General features: G+C 73.6%; 18 protein-coding genes. 11 read left to right on the top strand and 7 right to left on the bottom strand.

Features of this window, described 5'->3' with window-relative positions:
- Positions 1-57 precede the first annotated feature (57 nt).
- The gene (locus ACZ4YL_RS27570) at positions 58-1,092 is read right to left on the bottom strand and encodes a DUF8017 domain-containing protein (RefSeq protein ID WP_468120204.1); all 1,035 of its coding nucleotides are present in this window, start codon (positions 1,090-1,092) and stop codon (positions 58-60) included.
- A gap of 96 nt (positions 1,093-1,188) precedes the next feature.
- Between ACZ4YL_RS27570 and ACZ4YL_RS27565 the strand changes: the two genes are divergently transcribed.
- From ACZ4YL_RS27565 to ACZ4YL_RS27545, 5 genes are all read left to right on the top strand, one after another.
- On the top strand, positions 1,189-1,641 hold the full coding sequence (locus ACZ4YL_RS27565) for a DUF4442 domain-containing protein (RefSeq protein WP_181382609.1): 453 nt from the start codon (positions 1,189-1,191) through the stop codon (positions 1,639-1,641).
- 240 nt (positions 1,642-1,881) lie between these two features.
- Positions 1,882-2,082, top strand: a complete 201-nt coding sequence (locus ACZ4YL_RS27560) for a DUF2191 domain-containing protein (RefSeq protein ID WP_468120202.1) — start codon at positions 1,882-1,884, stop codon at positions 2,080-2,082.
- A gap of 115 nt (positions 2,083-2,197) precedes the next feature.
- Positions 2,198-4,708, top strand: a complete 2,511-nt coding sequence (locus ACZ4YL_RS27555) for a glycoside hydrolase family 3 protein (protein ID WP_468120201.1) — start codon at positions 2,198-2,200, stop codon at positions 4,706-4,708.
- A gap of 58 nt (positions 4,709-4,766) precedes the next feature.
- Positions 4,767-5,438 carry a DedA family protein gene (locus tag ACZ4YL_RS27550; RefSeq protein WP_468120200.1) on the top strand — a complete coding sequence of 224 codons (672 nt, stop codon included), beginning with the start codon at positions 4,767-4,769 and terminating at the stop codon, positions 5,436-5,438.
- Positions 5,439-5,607: 169 nt separating this feature from the next.
- Positions 5,608-5,838: a hypothetical protein gene (locus ACZ4YL_RS27545; RefSeq protein WP_468120199.1), complete on the top strand. Its 231-nt coding sequence runs from the start codon at positions 5,608-5,610 to the stop codon at positions 5,836-5,838.
- On the opposite strand, the gene ACZ4YL_RS27540 is transcribed toward ACZ4YL_RS27545, so the two are convergent.
- On the bottom strand, positions 5,835-6,380 hold the full coding sequence (locus ACZ4YL_RS27540) for a gamma carbonic anhydrase family protein (RefSeq protein ID WP_468120198.1): 546 nt from the start codon (positions 6,378-6,380) through the stop codon (positions 5,835-5,837). The genes ACZ4YL_RS27545 and ACZ4YL_RS27540 overlap by 4 nt on opposite strands.
- A gap of 138 nt (positions 6,381-6,518) precedes the next feature.
- On the opposite strand from ACZ4YL_RS27540, the gene ACZ4YL_RS27535 reads away from it, so the two are divergent.
- Complete coding sequence (locus tag ACZ4YL_RS27535; RefSeq protein WP_468120196.1) at positions 6,519-7,280, top strand: acyltransferase; 762 nt, start codon at positions 6,519-6,521, stop codon at positions 7,278-7,280.
- Positions 7,281-7,290: 10 nt separating this feature from the next.
- On the opposite strand, the gene ACZ4YL_RS27530 is transcribed toward ACZ4YL_RS27535, so the two are convergent.
- Positions 7,291-8,157, bottom strand: coding sequence for an EamA family transporter (locus tag ACZ4YL_RS27530; RefSeq protein WP_468120194.1), 867 nt, complete (start codon positions 8,155-8,157; stop codon positions 7,291-7,293).
- A 104-nt stretch (positions 8,158-8,261) separates the two neighbouring features.
- Between ACZ4YL_RS27530 and ACZ4YL_RS27525 the strand changes: the two genes are divergently transcribed.
- Positions 8,262-8,912: a cupin domain-containing protein gene (locus ACZ4YL_RS27525; RefSeq protein ID WP_468120300.1), complete on the top strand. Its 651-nt coding sequence runs from the start codon at positions 8,262-8,264 to the stop codon at positions 8,910-8,912.
- On the opposite strand, the gene ACZ4YL_RS27520 is transcribed toward ACZ4YL_RS27525, so the two are convergent.
- Both ACZ4YL_RS27520 and ACZ4YL_RS27515 read right to left on the bottom strand, forming a co-directional pair.
- Positions 8,909-9,313 (bottom strand): CoA-binding protein, encoded by a 405-nt coding sequence (locus ACZ4YL_RS27520; RefSeq protein ID WP_314251420.1) that lies wholly within the window; start codon positions 9,311-9,313, stop codon positions 8,909-8,911. The genes ACZ4YL_RS27525 and ACZ4YL_RS27520 overlap by 4 nt on opposite strands.
- Before the next feature lie 127 nt (positions 9,314-9,440).
- Complete coding sequence (locus ACZ4YL_RS27515) at positions 9,441-10,031, bottom strand: hypothetical protein (protein WP_468120192.1); 591 nt, start codon at positions 10,029-10,031, stop codon at positions 9,441-9,443.
- Between the two features lie 70 nt (positions 10,032-10,101).
- On the opposite strand from ACZ4YL_RS27515, the gene ACZ4YL_RS27510 reads away from it, so the two are divergent.
- The 3 genes from ACZ4YL_RS27510 to ACZ4YL_RS27500 all read left to right on the top strand — a co-directional run bounded on the left by ACZ4YL_RS27510 (position 10,102) and on the right by ACZ4YL_RS27500 (position 14,991).
- A complete protein-coding gene (locus tag ACZ4YL_RS27510; RefSeq protein ID WP_301372608.1) occupies positions 10,102-10,728 on the top strand; it encodes a YigZ family protein in 627 nt (208 codons plus the stop codon).
- A gap of 85 nt (positions 10,729-10,813) precedes the next feature.
- Entirely contained in the window at positions 10,814-11,983 is a 1,170-nt protein-coding gene (locus ACZ4YL_RS27505) for an exonuclease SbcCD subunit D (protein WP_468120190.1), read from the top strand.
- Positions 11,980-14,991, top strand: coding sequence for an AAA family ATPase (locus tag ACZ4YL_RS27500; protein ID WP_468120188.1), 3,012 nt, complete (start codon positions 11,980-11,982; stop codon positions 14,989-14,991). Before ACZ4YL_RS27505 ends, ACZ4YL_RS27500 begins: the two co-directional genes overlap by 4 nt.
- Here the strand turns inward: ACZ4YL_RS27500 and ACZ4YL_RS27495 are convergent.
- On the bottom strand, positions 14,981-15,427 hold the full coding sequence (locus tag ACZ4YL_RS27495) for an Lrp/AsnC family transcriptional regulator (protein WP_030008650.1): 447 nt from the start codon (positions 15,425-15,427) through the stop codon (positions 14,981-14,983). The genes ACZ4YL_RS27500 and ACZ4YL_RS27495 overlap by 11 nt on opposite strands.
- A 94-nt stretch (positions 15,428-15,521) precedes the next feature.
- Between ACZ4YL_RS27495 and ACZ4YL_RS27490 the strand changes: the two genes are divergently transcribed.
- Positions 15,522-16,052, top strand: a complete 531-nt coding sequence (locus ACZ4YL_RS27490; protein WP_468120186.1) for a rhodanese-like domain-containing protein — start codon at positions 15,522-15,524, stop codon at positions 16,050-16,052.
- A gap of 171 nt (positions 16,053-16,223) precedes the next feature.
- Here the strand turns inward: ACZ4YL_RS27490 and ACZ4YL_RS27485 are convergent, their stop codons facing one another.
- Positions 16,224-17,927: a DUF885 domain-containing protein gene (locus tag ACZ4YL_RS27485; RefSeq protein WP_468120184.1), complete on the bottom strand. Its 1,704-nt coding sequence runs from the start codon at positions 17,925-17,927 to the stop codon at positions 16,224-16,226.
- Positions 17,928-18,108 lie beyond the last annotated feature (181 nt).

Below are 18,108 nucleotides of genomic sequence, written 5' to 3'. Positions count from 1 at the left end.
CCCGCCCCGGGCCGGGAATCCAAACGGATTGCCGGCCCGGGACACGGGACGGGGGGATCACGGGGTGGTGAGCCGGATGGAACTGATGATCTTGTCGGAGACGTCGGTCGGAACCTCGTCCTTCACGCCGGCCGCGCTGATGAGCACGAAGCTGGCGAAGTCACCGACGGCGTTCTTGAAGCCGAAGCCGACCGTCTTGCCGTCGGTGGAGCACTTGTGCTCCTTCTTCAGGTTCGGAGCGGTCGCCACCACCAGGTGGCCCTTGACCCCGGAGGAGGTCGTGTACTCCTTGGGAGCGGCCACCTTGACCGTTCCCTTGGGCTCCTTCTGGGCGAAGGCCGCCCAGGCCCAGGCACTGGTGTTGTCGGTCGCCACCTGTGCGGTGTCCTTGGCGCCCTGGGCGCCCTTGATTCCGGTGTCCGCGAGGGAGAACTTCTCGACCCTGCCGTCCGCGTCCTTGTCGACCGTGCACCACTCCTCCTTGAGGGTGGCGGTGCCGCTCATCGTGATGAGGGGCGTGCCGTCGTTCTTGACCTCGTCGTGGAAGGAGAGGATCACGCCGGATTCGTTGACGTTCCACTCGGGGGGCACGTCGTAGCTGACGCCGTACTTCGTGTTCACCACGACCTTCCAGCCCGGGATGACGGGCTGGGCGCTGCCGCCGGCCCGCGGGTTCGGGCTGCTGCCGGCCGGGGCGGGTGCCTCGGACGCCGGCGCCGAAGGGCTGGCCGCCGGCTTGTCGTCGGCCTCGGTCTTCTTGTCGTCCCGGGTCAGGACGAACGCGCCGGTCGCGGCGGCCGCCACGATGACGGCGGCCGCGGCGACGATCGCCACGGTCTTGGTCGAGTACGGGCTCCCGCCGCCGCTGCCGGCGGCGGGCTGGGGCTGCTGAGGCAGCTGGGGCTGGCCCCACTGCTGGCCGGGAACGCCCTGGGGCTGCTGGTACCCCGGCTGCTGCGGGTATCCGTAACCGGGCTGCTGCTGGTACGGGTTCGGCTGCCCCGGCTGTCCCGGCTGCTGCTGGTACGGGTTCTGTTGCGCGTCCTGAGGGTTCTGTTCGCCCCCGGGCGGCTGCTGCTGTCCTGGCCACATGGCCGGTAACGATAGTGGCCGTGGCGGCGGGGAGCCACGGCCGCCCCCTTGGGAGCTCTGGTCAATCAGGACTACTCGTGGGTAACATCGCGTTCCATGAGCGCAGATCAGATGAACGTGGGCGAACTGCTCGCCGCGACCGTACCGATGGCCCGGACCCTGAACCTCCAGTTCCTGGAGACCACCCCCGAGCGCGCGGTCGTCCGGCTTCCGGACCAGCCCGATTACCACAACCACGTCGGCGGCCCGCACGCCGGCGCGATGTTCACCCTCGCCGAGTCCGCGAGCGGCGCGATCGTCCTGGCCGCCTTCGGTGACCAGCTCTCGCGCGCCGTCCCGCTCGCCGTGAAGGCCGAGATCGGCTACAAGAAGCTCGCCAAGGGCGTCGTGACCGCCACCGCCACGCTCGGCCGCCCTGCCGCGGAGGTCATCGCCGAACTCGACGCCGGCGGCCGCCCCGAGTTCCCGGTCACCATCGCCATCCAGCGCGAGGACGAGGCCGTGACCGGCGAGATGACGGTCGTCTGGACCCTGCGTCCCAACGCCTGACGACCGGCCGACGGCAACCGCTGCGGCCACGGTCCGCCACGTCCTGGGGGGTGTCTTGCCGGTAAGGCCGGGCTCGCGGTGTCCGGCACGCACGCTCGCCGCGTTCTCGTCGGTCACCGACGCTCCGAGTCGACTCCCTCCTCGGCCTTGCGATCGCACGCACCAGGCACCGCTCCCTGATCCGGCCCGACCGGCAAGACACCCCCTGAGCTCCATCGCACGACGACGGAGGGAACGCCCGTGGCCAAGGTGGACATCAGCCTCGACGCCGAGCTCGTGGTGGAGGTGATGGTGCTCGCCGGAGTCGGCTCGCCGCAGGACGCGGTGGAGGCCGTCGTACGGGACTACATCGCCCGCGGCCACCGCACCGAGGCACGGGTGCAGCGCCAGGACGAGACCCGGCGCGGCGCCGGCAGTGCGCCGCCGCTGCCGGAGGGCTGAACCTCGGCGCCGCGGTGGCGCGTCTCGGCCGACCCGGCGGGCGCGCGGCGCACAGTGGGCGCGGGAGCGGTCCGGCGCGGGCCGCTCCCGCCGACCCACGCCGCAGGGAGCGCCCATGAGCGAGGCCGTGTCCAGACGTTCCGCGATGCGACTGCTCGCGGCGGCGGGCACGGCGGGCACGGCCCTCGGAGCGGGCGCCTGCGCGCCCGGGGTGCCGCCGGGCGCGGGAGCCCGCAAGGCGCCGCCCGCCGCACCGGCCGCCGCCGAGGCCAAGGGCGCCGCGCGCATCGACGCGCTGCTGGAGCGCCTCACCCTCGACGAGAAGACCAGCCTGCTGCACGGAGCCCCCGATCCCGCCTCCCTCGGCCAGGCCGGCTACGTGCCCGGCGTACCGCGCCTGGGCATCCCGGCGCTGCGCCTCGCCGACGGGCCCGCCGGGGTACGGGTCGCCCGACCCGCCACCGCACTGCCCGCGCCGGTCCTGCTCGCCTCCGCCTTCGACCCGGCGCTGGCCCGCGAGTACGGCCGCGTCATCGGCCGCGAGGGCCGGGCGCTCGGCCAGGACGTCCTGCTGTCACCCATGGTCAACCTCATCCGCACCCCGTACGCGGGCCGGAACTTCGAGACCTTCGCCGAGGACCCGCACCTGACCGCCGACCTGGTGGGCGAGATGATCCGCGGCATCCAGGACGAGGGCCTCATCGCCACCGTCAAGCACTTCGCCCTCAACAACCAGGAGCACGGCCGCGACACCGTCGACGTGATCGCCGCCGAGCAGACCCTGCACGAGACCGAGCTACGGGGCTTCGAGGCCGCCGTGGCAGCCGGCGCGGGCGCCGTCATGGGCGCCTACAACAAGGTCAACGGCGTCCACGCCTGCGAGAGCAAGGCGCTGCTCGACGAACTGCTGCGCGGCAGCTGGGGGTTCGACGGCTGGGTGATGTCCGACTGGGACGCCACCCACAGCACCGTCGCCGCCATCGGCGCCGGCCTCGACATGGAGATGCCCGGGGGCACCCACTTCGGCGGACCGCTGCGCGAGGCGGTGCGCGGCGGCTCCGTACCGGTGGACGCCGTCGACCTCGCCGTCCACCGGATCCTGACCACCATGGACCGCTTCGGACTGCTCGCGGCCCCGTCCGCCGCCCGGCCCCCGCGCGACGCCGCCGCCGGGGCGCGGACCGCCCGCAAGGTGGCCACCGCGGGAGCGGTGCTGCTGCGCAACGAACACGGCACCCTGCCGCTGACCGGCGCCGCCGCCCGCTCGATCGCGGTGATCGGACCGACCGGCCAGGTGCCCTTCGTCGGCGGCGGCGGCAGCGCGCACGTGGTCCCCGACGGGGCGGCCGCCCCGCTCACGGCCATCCGGCGACGGGCCGGGAACGGTTCGACCGTCCGCTACGCCCTCGGTGAGGACCTGTACGGGCGGCCGCTCCCGGCGAAGCTGCTGATCCCGGCCGCCGACCTGGACGCGCGGGCCGTGGACCCCGGGCGCGTCTGGAGCCACGAGGGGGAGTTCCGCCTCGCGGACGACGACGAGTGGACCCTGCTCGTCCACTACACCGGGAAGCGGCCCGTCGTACGCCTCGACGGGGAGGAGCTGTTCCCCGTCCGGCAGGGCGTGGCCGAGTGCTTCGCCGGCGGCCTGCTCGGCTCCGCACCCGACGGGATGAGCGTCCGCCGCACCACCCTCGCCCTCAAGGCGGGCGCCCACCGGCTCGCCGTGACCGCCGAGGGCGGGGACAAGGGCCAGCGCTTCCGGCTCCGGCACACCACCGGGGAGATCCGCGCCGCGGACCTCGCCGAGGCCGTGAAGACCGCGAAGTCGGCCCGCAGTGTGGTGCTGTTCGCCTACGAGGACGCCACCGAGGGCCGGGACCGGACCTCCCTGGCGCTCCCGGGCGGGCAGGAGCGGCTGATCGAGGCGGTGGCCGCCGCGAACCCCCGTACGACCGTCGTGCTCAACACTTCCTCCAGTACGACGATGCCGTGGCTCTCCCGTACCGGGGCGGTCCTCCAGATGTACTACCCGGGCCAGGAGGGCGCGGGAGCCGCCGCCGACCTCCTCTTCGGGGACGTGGACCCCGGAGGCCGCCTCACCCAGACCTTCCCGGCCGACGAGCAGGCCACCCCGGTCGGCGGCGACCCGCTGCGTTACCCGGGCGTGGGCGGCCGGCAGGAGTACTCCGAGGGCATCCACGTCGGCCACCGCTGGTACGACGCCCAGCTGGTGGCCCCGCTGTTCCCCTTCGGGCACGGGCTCTCGTACACCACCTGGCAGTACGAGAAGCTCACCGTCCGGCCGGAGCGGGGAGGGCTGCGCGTGGAGTTCACCGTCCGCAACACCGGTCGCCGCAAGGGCACCGAGGTGGCCCAGGTGTATGTCGGCCCGTCCGCGGAGCTGGAGCTCGACCAGCCGGTGCGCGCGCTGGCCGGCTACCGGCGACTGGTCCTGGCACCGGGCGAGGCGGAGCGGGTCACCCTGGACATCACCGCGCGGGCGCTGTCGTCGTGGGACCCGGAGCGGCATGCCTGGGTGCTGGGTTCCGGCCGACGGCAGGTGTTCGTGGGCCGTTCGTCGCGTGAACTGCCACTGAGGTCCAAGGCGGTCGTGACGAGCCGATAGGCTGCCCGTTCGGCGTGTCACAGGGGGCGCGCCGGGGACGACACGGGAGGACGTACCGGTGCACATCCAGGAATGGCTGGAGACGATTCCGGCGGTCAGCATCTATCTCCTGGTGGGTCTGGTCATCGGGCTGGAGAGCCTCGGCATCCCGCTGCCGGGAGAGATCATCCTGGTCAGCTCGGCGCTGCTGGCCTCGCAGCACGGGGAGATCGACCCCGTGATCCTGGGGCTCTGCGCGATCACCGGGGCGATCGTGGGCGACTCGATCGGCTACGCGATCGGCCGCCGGGGCGGCAAGCCGCTTCTGGAGCGGCTGGGCCGGCGCTTCCCGAAGCACTTCGGCCCCCAGCAGGTGGCGCTGGCGGAACGCTCCTTCGAGAAGTGGGGCATGTGGGCCGTCTTCTTCGGACGGTTCGTGGCCCTGCTGCGGATCTTTGCCGGGCCGCTGGCGGGCGTGCTGCACATGCCCTACTGGCGCTTCCTGGTCGCCAACGTCCTCGGTGGCATCCTCTGGGCCGGCGGCACCACGGCCGTCATCTACTCGGTCGGAATCGTCGCCGAGCCGTGGCTGAAGCGGTTCTCCTGGCTGGCCCTGGCGCTCGCCGTGCTGTTCGGGCTCGCGGTGACGCTCGTGGTGCGCAGCCGGATGAAGAAGGCGGCCGCGGCCGCCGGGGCTGCCGAAGCGGAGATCCCCTCGCAGGCGGCGGCCCGGGCCACCGTAGGCGAGTGACGGCAGTGGCGGGACCGGAAGGGGACTGGTCCGACGAGGGCCGGTCGGACCACTACAACCCGCTGGTCAACGGGCAGGGGTGAGCGGCCGACAGCGGCGACACGTACATCGCCCGGGCCCCCTCGACGCGGGAGCCCCGCCCGGCGGTCCCGCCGGACGGATACGCTACGTGCCGCTGGTCCTGGCGGCCACGCGCAGGGACCGCAAGCACACGGAGCGCGTGGACCTGCTGCTGGACCGGGGCGCCGTCCCCACCGAGCGGACCTTCCGGGAGGGGACGGCGGGGCAGTGGATCACCGCCCGCCGGGGACCCTTCTCGCACGACCGGGACCACAAGGCCGTCAGGACCCTGCTCGCAGCCGCGTGGGCGGCCCGGCAAGATCCGGAAGAGACGGCCTAGCCCTCCGGGGTCACCGACGCGCGGTGCTGCTTGGCCAGCTCCACGTACATCAGGGCGTTGACCTTGATGCCCTCGCGCTCCTCGTCGGTCAGCTCACGGCGCACCTTGGCGGGCACGCCCGCCACCAGTGAGCCGGGCGGGACGACCATGCCCTGCGGGACCAGGGCCTGCGCGGCCACCAGCGAACCGGCGCCGATCACCGCGCCGTTCAGCACGGTCGCACCCATGCCGATCAGGCAGTCGTCCTCGACGGTGCAGCCGTGCACGACGGCGTTGTGGCCGATGGAGACGCGCTCGCCGATCGAGACCGGGAAGCCGGGGTCCACGTGCACCGTGCAGTTGTCCTGCAGGTTGCTGTCCGCGCCGAGCGTGATCGGGCCGCAGTCGGCGCGCAGCACCGCCGAGTACCAGATGCTCGCGCCCGCGGCGAGGGTGACGTCGCCGACCACGACCGAGGTCGGAGCCGTGAAGGCCGTCGGGTCGATGTCCGGGTTCTTGCCGCCGACACCCGCCACGAGTGCCTGGGCCGCCTGGTGCGTCATGTTCTCTTCCTCTGCGTCCGTCGTCCGGTTGCCGCGCTAACGGCACCGTAGGCCACGCGTGCCGCCGCACCGGCGATGGGGTGAAGATCACAGGAGTGTGGCCGGGGCGAGCGGGGCCCGGCGCACTACCGTGGCCGGGTGCCGAAGAAACAGAACACGTTCTCATCTCTGACGGCCGCGCGCCGCCGGCTGGCGAGCCGCGTGGTCCACACCGGCTGGCGCTGGATGCAGCAGGCCGGTGCGGTCACCGCGCAGACCCCGGGGCGGCTCAGGTTCGGCGCGATCGGGGACGGCACCCGGCTCGCCTTCCCACAGGGCACCGTCTTCGGCGAGCGGTGGATCCGGCTCGGCGGGCACTGCATCATCGGCGAGCAGGTCACCCTCACCGCCGGGATGATGCCGGACCTCGACCTGGGCGCCGAGCCGATGCTGGTGCTCGGCGACGGGGTGGTCATAGGCCGCAACAGCCATGTCATCGCCGACGCCCGGATCACCATCGGCTCGAACACCTTCTGCGGCCCCGGTGTCTACATCACGTCCACCAACCACAGCTACGACGACCCGCACGAGCCCGTCGGCCGGCAGTGGCCGCGCAGCGCACCCGTCGAGATCGGCCCGGGGTGCTGGCTCGGCACCGGCGCGGTGATCCTGCCGGGCGCGCGCCTCGGCCGCAACGTGGTCGTGGCCGCGGGCGCCGTCGTACGGGGCGAGGTTCCGGACCACGCCGTGGTGGCGGGGGCGCCGGCGCGCATCGTACGGCGCTGGGAGCCGGAGACGGGCTGGCAGCCGCCGCTGCGCACGCCGACGCCGGTGCCGATCCCCGACGGGATGACCCCGGAGCAGCTGCGCGGTCTGGCCGAGCTGTCGGAGGCCGAGCTCGCGGAGGCCGAGCACTCCTAGGTCGTGCCGGTCAGCCCGCGGCCAGGAGAACCGTTCCGGCGAGGGCCAGCCCGGCGCCCGCGGCCTGCACCGTGCGCAGCCGTTCCTTGAGTACGGCGAAGGCGGCGAGCGCGGTGATCACCGGGTAGAGCGAGGACAGTACGGCGGCCATGGTGACCGGGCCGTTCTGGGCGGCTATGGAGTACGTGCCGTTCGCCGCGACATCCGCGAGGCCGACGAACGCCAGGGCGGGCAGCAGCCCCCACAGGAGCTTCGGGCCGGTGCCAGCCGGAAGGGCGGGGATGCCGCGCCGGGTCTGCGTCCACAGGGCGGCGCCACCCACGGCGACATTGGTGACCCGCTGTACGAACAGTGCGAGGAACAGTCCGGTGACGCTGCTGGACGCCTCCGAGATCAGGGCCATCACCGCGCCGAAGCCGAAGGCCGCGACCAGGGTGAGGATGACGGCCTGCCGCTGGACCGGCGCGCCGCGCAGCTCCGGGCCGCCCGCGAGGACGATGCCGACGACGGCCACCGCGATCCCCGCGAACTGGCCGAGGCCGGGCCGCTCGCCCAGGAGCAGCCCCGCGGCGACGGGCACGACCACGCCGAGGGAGCCCAGCGGCGAGACCACGCCCATCGGGCCGAGGGCCAGCGCCTTGTAGAAGCTGAGCATGGCGACCGGGCCGACCAGGCCCGCGCCGACCGCGAACCACAGCTGCGGACTGGCCTCCCGCCAGGCGCCGGTGCCGAGGACCACCGCGCCGAGCACGACCACGGCGACGACCTGCGAGACGACGACCACCGTGAGTGCCGGGATCCGGCGGGTCAGCAGCCCGCCGCCGAAGTCGGCGAGCCCCCACAGCACGGCTGTGGCCAGGGCGAAGAGGGCGGTCATGGAGCCTCGCAGTACAGTGCAGTGAACGCTGGAGTGCAGCATCGAATACAGAACACGTTAGTGCACTCTGTTGGACTGTGTCATCCAAAATATTGGACGGAATGGTGTCGGATCTCGAACAGCTCACCCAGGCGCTCGCAAGGAACCTCAAGCGGTGGCGCGGCGAGCGCGGTTTCACCCTGGACTCCCTGGCGGCCCGCGCGGGAGTGAGCCGCGGGATGATCATCCAGATCGAGCAGGCCCGTACGAACCCCAGCGTGGGCACCACGGTCAGGCTGGCCGACGCGCTGGGCGTCAGCATCTCCGCGCTGCTCGACCACGACCGGGGCCCGCAGGTCCGCGTCGTCCCGCCGGACCAGGTCGTGCGGATCTGGTCCAGCGAGGCGGGCAGTTCGACGACGATGCTGATCGGCACCGACGAGCGCGGGCCGATGGAGCTGTGGACCTGGCACCTGGTGCCGGGCGAGGGGACGGACTCCGTCCCGCACCCGTCCGGCACCATCGAGATGCTGCACGTCACGGCCGGGGAGCTGACCCTGGTGGTCGGCGAGGAGGAATTCCGCGTTCCGGCCGGGGCCGCGGCCGCCTTCGAGGCGAACCTCGCGCACTCCTACCGCAACGACGGCTCCGTACCGATGGAGATGACCCTCGCGGTGTCGGTCCCGCCGGTCTCGGCCCCGGTGCCCGCGCATGCCCCCGCGCACGCGCACGGGGGCAACGGCAAGGGCACCGGTGCCGGCGCGTCCGCCGGCTAGAGCGCCGGGATCTCGATCGCGGGGCAGCGGTCCATGACCATCGTCAGCCCCGCCTCGCGGGTGCGGGCGTACGCGGCTTCGTCGATCACGCCGAGCTGGAACCAGACCGCCTCGGCGCCGACGGACGCCGCCTGGTCGGCGACGGGGCCGGCCAGCTCGCTGTTCACGAAGACGTCCACCACGTCCACCTTGAACGGGATGTCCGCCAGCGAGGCGTACCCGGGCTCACCGTGCACGGTCTCGGCCTTGGGGTGCACGGGGATCACGCGCTTGCCGAACCGCTGGAGCACCCGGGCAACCCCGTAGGCCGCGCGGTCCTGGTTGTTCGAGAGCCCCACCACGGCCCAGGTGTCGCCGAGCTCGGTGAGGATCTTGCGGATGGTTGCCGGATCGCCGTACACGTGTGCCGCCTCCTGATGCCCTTTGTCCCCGCCGGCCCTGTCCGCTGCTTCTCCACCGCGTCGGACCGGCCGGCGCTCAGCGGCGTCAACCGAAAACTCCCGGGCGCCATTCCCACGGCGCCCCTGTTCATCGGCATGCGGGCGGGCATGCCGGATCGTGCGCGAGAGGTTCCGGGCCGTGCTGGGCTGCCCACCCCGCTGACGGGTCCACGTTCCAGGCCGGTGGCAGGGATGCGTCGCAGAAGACGCAGACGAAGTGCTCCTCCCGGACGATGTTCAGCTGCGCGCAGGCCGGGCAGCGGCGGAAGGCCACCTCGTGGGTGAAGCCGTCCGGGCGCAGGCCGAGTCCGGCCGCGTCCAGGGCGTCCGCGACGGCCGGCCACGAGCCGGTGTCCGGGCAGTATCCGGTCGACTGGTTGCTCACCGCTCGGACCATCCACCGCCCGGACTCCCGCCCGAAGGTGATCTCCCCGGCGCTCAGCACCGTGCCGCCGCCGGCGCAGACCACGTGCTCGCTCCGCCGCGGCGCGAGCCGCAGCACGCCGGCGCGGTCCACGATGAACGTGACGGGCTCGGAGAGCTCGGCCGCCGCCGGGCCGGAGGCCCAGTCCTCGAACTCCGCGGCCGAGCGGATGCTCCGGCCCTCGCCCTCCGGCCGGACGAGCGCCCTCAGCTCGGCCGGTCCCACGTACCGGTAGTTCCGCCCCCGCAGCTCCATGTCCGCCAACCTACCCCCGGCCCTGCCACGGACGGGCGGGAGCCCGTTCTGCACCGCTTAGGGTGGTGAGGTGAAGGCAGACCAGTACGTGACGGTGGCCCGTGAGGGCGTGCACGAGTCCGAGATCAACCGCTCGCGCTTCCTGTGCTCGCTCGCGCCCGCCGCGACCGAGCAGGAGGCCCAGGACTTCGTCGCGCGCATCCGCAAGGAGCACCCCACCGCCACGCACAACTGCTTCGCCTACGTCGTCGGCGCGGACGCCTCCGTCCAGAAGGCCAGCGACGACGGCGAGCCCGGCGGCACCGCCGGGGTGCCCATGCTGCAGATGCTCATGCGCCGCGACATCCGCTACGCGGTCGCCGTCGTCACCCGCTACTACGGCGGCGTGAAGCTCGGCGCCGGCGGCCTGATCAGGGCCTACGGCGGGGTCGTCGGCGAGGCCCTCGACGAGCTCGGCACCGTCACCCGGCGCCGCTACCGGCTGGCCACCGTCACCGTCGACCACCAGCGGGCCGGCAAGACCCAGAACGATCTGCGCTCCACCGGCCGGACCGTGGTGGACCTGCGCTACGGGGCCGAGGTGGAGATCGAGGTGGCCCTCCCGGAGGCGGACCTGCCCGCCTTCGAGGCCTGGCTCGCCGACACCACCGCGGGCAGCGCCGGTCTCACCCTCGGCGGAGAGACGTACGCGCCCTGAGCGCCCCCGGGGACGGGTTAGCGTAGAGGGGTTCAGCGAGCGGGAGACGACCAGGGGGAGACGGCATGCGCGGCGGGGCCGGCGAGTGAAGTTCCTGCACACCTCCGACTGGCACCTCGGCCGGGCCTTCCACCGGGTCAACCTGCTGGGCGCCCAGGCGGTCTTCATCGACCACCTCGTCGAGACCGTGCGCGAGCGCGAGGTCGACGCCGTCCTCGTCGCCGGTGACATCTACGACCGGGCCGTGCCCCCGCTGCCCGCCGTCGAGCTGTACGACCGGGCCCTGCACCGCCTCGCAGACCTCGGCGTACCCACCGTGATGATCTCCGGCAACCACGACTCCGCGCGCCGCCTCGGCGTCGGCGCCGGGCTGATCGACCGGGCCGGGATCCACCTGCGGACCGACCCGGCCGGCTGCGCCGACCCCGTCGTCCTGGCCGACGTACACGGTGACGTGGCGCTGTACGGCCTGCCGTACCTGGAGCCCGCCCTGGTCAAGGACCAGTTCGGCGCGGAGAAGGTGAGCCACGAGGCGGTCCTCGGCGCCGCCATGGACCGGATCCGGGCCGACCTGGCCACCCGCACGCCCGGCACCCGCTCGATCGTCCTCGCACACGCCTTCGTCACGGGCGGACAGGCCAGCGACAGCGAACGCGACATCACCGTCGGCGGCGTCGAGGCCGTACCCGCCTCCGTCTTCGACGGCGTGGACTACGCCGCCCTCGGCCACCTCCACGGCTGCCAGACGATCGGCGAACGGGTCCGCTACTCCGGTTCCCCGCTCGCCTACTCCTTCTCCGAGGCCGACCACCGCAAGACCATGTGGCTGATCGAACTCGGCGCGCAGGGCGAGATCGCCGCCGCCGAGCGCATCAACACCCCCGTCCCGCGCACCCTCGCCCGGCTCCGCGGACGGCTGGAGGACCTGCTGCAGGATCCGGCGCACCAGGTCCACGAGGACGCCTGGGTCGAGGCCACCCTCACCGACCCGGTCCGCCCCGACGACCCCATGGCCCGCCTCGCCGCACGCTTCCCGCACACCCTCACCCTCGCCTTCGACCCCGAGGGCCGCCCGGAGGAGACCGGCGCCTCCTACGCCCAGCGGCTCAAGGGCCGCAGCGACCAGGAGATCGCCGAGGACTTCGTCGCCCACGTGCGCGGCGGCGGCCACGCCGACGAGGCCGAACGGGCCGTTCTCCAGGGCGCCTTCGACGACGTACGCGCCGACGACAGCCACCGGGAGATCCACCGATGAGGCTGCACCGGCTGGCCGTGACCGCCTTCGGACCGTTCGCCGAGCCCCAGGAGATCGATTTCGACGCCCTGTCCGGCGCCGGCATCTTCCTGTTGCACGGACCCACCGGCGCCGGGAAGACCTCCGTGCTCGACGCCGTCTGCTACGCGCTCTACGGTTCCGTGCCCGGCCCCCGCCAGGCCCCCGGCACGAGCCTGCGCAGCGACCATGCCGCCGCCCACACCCCGACCGAGGTCACCCTCGAACTCACCGCGGGCGGCCGCCGCCTGGAGATCACCCGGCGGCCCGAACAGGAGCGCCCGAAGAAGCGCGGCACGGGCACCACCAAGGACAAGGCCCAGAGCCGGCTGCGCGAGCACACCGGCGCGGGCTGGGAGCCGCTCAGCCGCTCCCACCAGGAGATCGGCGAGGAGATCGAGCAGCTGCTCGGCATGAGCCGCGAGCAGTTCTGCCAGGTCGTACTGCTGCCGCAAGGGGAGTTCGCACGCTTCCTGCGCGCCGACGAGGCGGCCCGCGGCCGGCTGCTCGGCCGGCTCTTCGACACCCGCCGCTTCGCCGCCGTCGAGGCCCTGCTCGGCGAGCGCCGCCGGGCCGCCGAGGCCAAGGTCCGGGCCGGCGACGAGAAGGTGCTCCACACCGCCCAGCGGCTCGCCCAGGCCGCCGGGGACAGTGCCGACCTGCGGGCCTGGCCCATGCCCCGACACCAGCCGGGCGACCCCGGGCTCGCCGAGGCCGTCCGGGCCTGGGCGGCCGTCGCCCGGTGTGCGGCCCGCGAGCGCCTCGACGTCGCCGAGTACGCACTGGCCGCCGTCGAGAGCCGGCACGCCGCCGCCCGGCACGCGGCCGAGGACGCACGGGAGCTCGACCGGCTCCAGCGCCGGCACGCGGAGACCCTCCGCCGGGCCGCCCTGCTCGCCGAGGCGGCCCCCGAGCGGGACCGGGTACGCGGCCTGCTGGACCGGGCCCGGCGCGGCGCCCTGGTGGCCCCCGCCCTGGAACTGCGCGGCGCCGCCTCCGCCGCGCACCTCGCCGCCGCGCACGCCGAGACCTCCGCCCGCGCGCAGCTCCCGCCCACGCTGAAGGAGGCGGGAGCCGAGCAGCTGGCCGACATCGAGCAGCGGCTGCGCGAGGCCCTCGGCGCGCTCGGCGCGGCGCAGCGGACCGAACAGCGCAGCGCCGAGATCGGCCGTGAACGGGCCGACCTGGAACGGGAGTCCCGGGCCGCCGAGGAGCAGCACCAGGAGTCCGCCGAATGGCTGGAGCGCTGGGAGGCGACCCGGACGGCGCTGCAGGAGCGCGCGGACGCCGCCCAGCAGGCCGCCACCCTGGCCGAGCAGCTCGCGGGCCGGCTGGAACCCGCCCGCATGCAGCTGAACGCCGCCCGCCGACGGGACGAGCTCGACGCCGACGCGGCGCGCGCCTCGGCCGAACTGCTCACCCTGCGCGAGGAGTCGGCCGCCGCCCGGGAGCGCTGGCTGGAGCTCAAGGAGGCCCGCCTGCGCGGGATCGCCGCCGAGCTCGCCGAGGCACTGGTGGCCGGGGAGGCCTGCACCGTGTGCGGGTCCGCGGAACACCCCGATCCGGCCCGCCCGGCCCCCGGTCACGTGGACCGGGCGGCCGAGGACGCGGCCCACACCCACTTCGAACGGGCCGAGCAGACCCGGGCCGCCGTCGAGCGCCGGCTCGCCGCCGCGCAGGAGGCCCGCGCCGAGGCCGCGGCCGCCGCCGGCGAGGCCACCACCGCCGAACTCCTGGACCTGACCGCCGACCTGAGTGCCCGCCATGCCGCCGCCCACGCCGCGGCCGCCGGCCTGCACGCCGCCCGTGAGCAGCTCGCCCGGGCCGAGCGGGAGCACGACGCGCGCAGCGCCGACCGGCAGGGCGCCGAGACCCGGGCCGCCGCCAGGGCCTCCCGGCGCGAGGCCCTGGACCGCGAGCAGGCCGGACTGGAGGCCGAACTCGCCCTCGTACGGGACGGCGCGCCCAGCGTCGCGGCCCGCGCCCGCACCCTGGAGGACCGGGTCCGGATGGTCTCCGGCGCGGCCGGCTCGCTGCGCCGGGCCGAGACCACCGCGGCCCGGCTGAAGGAGGCCGACGACCAGCTCGCCGACGCCGCGTTCAAGGCCGGCTTCGACACCATCGAGGCCGCCGCCGACGCGGTGCTCCCCGAGTACGAGCGCACCGCGCTCCAGCACCGGCTGGACGCCTGGCAGACGGAGGAGGCCCTGCTGGCGGACCGCCGTCGCGAGACCGGCGCCGCCGAAGCGGCAGCCCTGCCTCCGGCCGCACCGGATGCGGCCGAGGCGTACGAGGCCAAGGCCGCGGCGAAGCTTCGTACGGCAGGGTCGGCGGCCGACGCGGCCCGGGTGCGCTGCGCGGAGCTCGACCGGCTCTCCCGGCAGGCCGAGCAGGAACTGCGCGCGCTCGGCCCGCTGCGCGAGGCCTACGAGCGGGTCGCCCGGCTGGCCGGACTCACCGCCGGCACCTCCGCCGACAACGAGCGCAAGATGCGCCTGGAGGCCTACGTACTGGCCGCCCGCCTGGAACAGGTGGCCGCCGCCGCGACGGTACGGCTGCTGCGCATGTCCGGCGGCCGCTACACCCTGCTCCACTCCGACGCGCGGGCGAGCGGACGGGGGCGCTCCGGCCTCGGACTGCACGTGGTCGACGCGTGGACCGGCAGTGAGCGGGACACCGCCACCCTGTCGGGCGGCGAGACCTTTTTCGCCTCGCTCGCCCTGGCGCTCGGCCTCGCGGACGTGGTCACCGACGAGGCGGGCGGGATGCGCCTCGACACCCTCTTCATCGACGAGGGTTTCGGCAGCCTCGACGACCAGGCGCTGGACGAGGTGCTCGACGTCCTGGACTCGCTGCGCGAGCGGGACCGGAGTGTCGGCATCGTCAGCCACGTCGCCGACCTGCGGACGCGGGTCCAGGCCCAGCTGGAGATCGTCAAGCAGCGCGGCGGCTCCGTGGTGCGCCACCGGACTGCTGCGCTCACGGACTGAGCGGCCTGCGGGGCAGCGGAGAGGAGTAGACGATGCTCGTCGTCACCGAACCGAGCCCCGCGATCCGGCCCGTGACCTCCTCCAGGTGCGACATCGAGCGGGTCGCGACCTTGAGGACGAAGCAGTCGTCGCCCGTGACGTGGTGGGCCTCCAGGATCTCCGGGGTGGCCTCCAGGAAGTCGTGGAAGGGCTTGTAGTTGCCGTGCGGGTAGCGCAGCCGCACCAGGGCGAGGATCGACTTGCCGAGCCTTTCCGGATCCACCACCGCCGTGTAGCCGGTGATGATGCCGGTCTCCTCCAGCCGGCGGACCCGCTCGGTGACGGCGCTCGCGGACATGGACACGGAGCGGGCGAGCTCGGTGAAACTGGCGCGGCCGTCCCGCTGGAGCGCTTCGAGGATCCGCCAGTCAGTGGCGTCAGGGGAATAGTCGGTCATGATGCAGGTCTAGCAGGGGATTCCCCGGTCGGACAAGGAAAAGCCCGGGGAAACCCACTTCCGGCGATGATCAACAGATCGTAGATTTCTTGCCATGACGACGACGCAGACGCACACGGATCAGTCGGGCTCCGCCGCCCCCGCCCCCACCAACCCCGTGCTCCGGGTGCCCCCGGCCTCCCCGGCCGCGGCCGCCGCGTACTTCTCCGCGAGCCTGGCCTTCCACGCGGACGTGTCGGACGTGGCCGCCGCCTTCAAGGCCCACCGCGAGCAGGGCGCCGAGCTCGGCTTCCAGCTCGTCGACTCCCGCTCCACCCCGTCCTGGGACCAGGCCCACGTGCCCGGCGCCGTCCACCTGCCCACCGCCCTCATCCCCGAGCAGGCCGAGCGGCTCCTGGACAAGAACGTCCCCGTGGTCACGTACTGCTGGGGCCCCGGCTGCAACGGAGGCACCCGCTCCGCCCTCGCCCTGGCCGAACTCGGCTTCCAGGTCAAGGAGATGCTCGGCGGCATCGAGTACTGGATCCGCGAGGGCTTCGAGGTCGAGACCTGGCAGGGCAGCCAGCAGCGCGCCGAGGCCGACCCGCTGACCGCGCCGACCGACTCGGACGACTGCGGCTGCTGAGGTGAGCGCCTTACGGGGCCGAGGGCCGGCACCGGGCCCGAGTGCCGGTGCCGGGCCGAGCGCCTGTACCGGGCCCATGCGGACGGGCCGCCCATCCCCCGGGGATGAGCGGCCCGTCCGTCGTTCGCCGCCGGGCGGCCGGGCCGGGCCCAGCCGGCCCGGTCCGGGCTGTCAGAGCTTCGACAGCTCGTCCACCAGGTCGTCCAGTCCCAGCGAACCCTGCGACAGCGCCGCCATGTGCCAGGCCTTCAGGTCGAAGGAATCGCCGTGCGCGGCACGCGCGTTGTCCCGGCCCAGGAGCCAGGCGCGCTCACCCAGCTTGTAGCCGATCGCCTGTCCCGGCATCGACAGGTAGCGGGTCAGCTCGCTCTCGACGAAGTCCGCCGGCCGGCCGCTGTGCAGGCCGAAGAACTCCTGCGCCAGGTCCACCGTCCACTTCTCGCCCGGGTGGAACGGCGAGTCCGCAGGGATCTCCAGACCCACGTGCATGCCGATGTCCACGATGACCCGGGCCGCGCGCATCATCTGGCAGTCCAGGTAACCCAGGCGCTGCTCGGCGTCCTTGAGGTAGCCCAGCTCGTCCATCAGCCGCTCCGCGTACAGCGCCCAGCCCTCGGCGTTGGCGCTGACCATGCCGACGGTGGCCTGGTAGCGCGAGAGCTGGTCCGCCACGTGCGTCCACTGCGCGAGCTGCAGGTGGTGGCCCGGCACGCCCTCGTGGTACCAGGTGGACACCAGGTCGTACACGGGGAAGCGGGTCAGGCCCATGGTGGGCAGCCAGGTGCGGCCCGGGCGGGAGAAGTCCTCGGAAGGGGACGTGTAGTACGGGGCCGCGGGGCCGCCCGGCGGGGCGATGCGGGACTCCACCTTGCGGACGCGCTCGGCGAGTTCGAAGTGCGTGCCGTCGAGGTTCTCGATGGCCTCGTCCATCAGGCCCTGCAGCCAGGCCTGGACCTCGTCCACGCCCTCGATGTGGGTGCCGTGCTGGTCCAGGTGCTTGAGCGCCTCCCAGGGGCCGGCGCCCGGGAGGATCTTGGCGGCCTCGGACTTCATCTCGGCGAGCAGCCGGTGGTACTCCGACCAGCCGTAGGCGTACGCCTCTTCCAGGTCCAGGTCGGTGCCGTTGAAGAAACGGGCCCAGCGGGCGTAGCGCTCGCGGCCCACGGTGTCGGGCTTGCCCTCGACGGCAGGGGCGTACACCGAGCTCATCCAGTCGCGCAGTTCGGCGACGGCGGCGGTCGCGCCGGCGGCCGCGGCGTCCAGTTCGGCGCGCAGGGAGTCCGGACCGGCGGAGACGAAGCCCTCGAAGAAGGGCGCCTCGGAGCCGTCCTGGCCGACCCAGGTCGTGAGCTGGCCGATCATGGTGGTGGTGGCGCGGGGGCTACCGTACAGGCCGCGCTCCAGGCCGAGTCCGAGGCTCTCGCGGTAGCCGTCGAAGGCGGCGGGGACGGCGCGCAGGCGCGCGGCGATCGCCGCCCAGTCCTCGTCGGTGTCGGCGGGGGTCAGGGAGAAGATCTCACGGACGGAGTGCGCGGGGCTGTGGATGTTGCTGACCGCGCACAGGTCCTCGTCGGCCTCGAGTACGGCGAGCTCGGCAGTGAGGCGCTCGCGCAGCAGCCGGGCGCAGCGGCGTTCGGCGTCGCTGTCGGCGCCGGGCGCCGACTCGGCGGCGTCGAGGCGCGTGAGGGTCTCGCGGATGAGCTCGGCTACGGCCGCACGGCCCGCCGGGGAGAAGTCCGGGAGCTTGCTCGAACTCGCGGCGACACCGAGGTAGGTGCCCGTGATCGGGTCGAGGGCGATGAGGTCGTCGACGTACGCGTCGGCCACCTGGCGGGGCAGCCGCGGTGCACTGCCGTTGTGGAGGGTCTCTGACATGCGGACATCTTCGTATGCGGGACGGGTTCCCGTCATCACCGATTGCCGTCGGACTGCTGACGTGGGCCGGAGCAGGGTCGGTAATGCGTGCGAGAAATCTTCAACCACCGTGCCGGACAAGCGACTTCACGTCCCCGGTGCGGTGGCCGCCGGGGACGTGGCGCGCGTAGCTTGGCCGGAT

It is taken from the genome of Streptomyces sp. NPDC030021 (assembly GCF_055574035.1).
The sequence above is the reverse complement of the archived record's forward strand: the minus strand, read 5'-3'. Positions and strand labels throughout refer to the sequence as shown.

Bases quoted from the DNA above. Each gene is read 5' to 3' on its own strand.
- ACZ4YL_RS27485 (WP_468120184.1), bottom strand. From the start codon at position 17,927: ATGTCAGAGACCCTCCACAACGGCAGTGCACCGCGGCTGCCCCGCCAG.
- ACZ4YL_RS27555 (WP_468120201.1), top strand. From the start codon at position 2,198: ATGAGCGAGGCCGTGTCCAGACGTTCCGCGATGCGACTGCTCGCGGCG.
- ACZ4YL_RS27570 (WP_468120204.1), bottom strand. From the start codon at position 1,092: ATGTGGCCAGGACAGCAGCAGCCGCCCGGGGGCGAACAGAACCCTCAG.
- ACZ4YL_RS27565 (WP_181382609.1), top strand. From the start codon at position 1,189: ATGAGCGCAGATCAGATGAACGTGGGCGAACTGCTCGCCGCGACCGTA.
- ACZ4YL_RS27495 (WP_030008650.1), bottom strand. From the start codon at position 15,427: ATGACCGACTATTCCCCTGACGCCACTGACTGGCGGATCCTCGAAGCG.
- ACZ4YL_RS27515 (WP_468120192.1), bottom strand. From the start codon at position 10,031: ATGGAGCTGCGGGGGCGGAACTACCGGTACGTGGGACCGGCCGAGCTG.
- ACZ4YL_RS27490 (WP_468120186.1), top strand. From the start codon at position 15,522: ATGACGACGACGCAGACGCACACGGATCAGTCGGGCTCCGCCGCCCCC.
- ACZ4YL_RS27500 (WP_468120188.1), top strand. From the start codon at position 11,980: ATGAGGCTGCACCGGCTGGCCGTGACCGCCTTCGGACCGTTCGCCGAG.
- ACZ4YL_RS27530 (WP_468120194.1), bottom strand. From the start codon at position 8,157: ATGACCGCCCTCTTCGCCCTGGCCACAGCCGTGCTGTGGGGGCTCGCC.
- ACZ4YL_RS27540 (WP_468120198.1), bottom strand. From the start codon at position 6,380: ATGACGCACCAGGCGGCCCAGGCACTCGTGGCGGGTGTCGGCGGCAAG.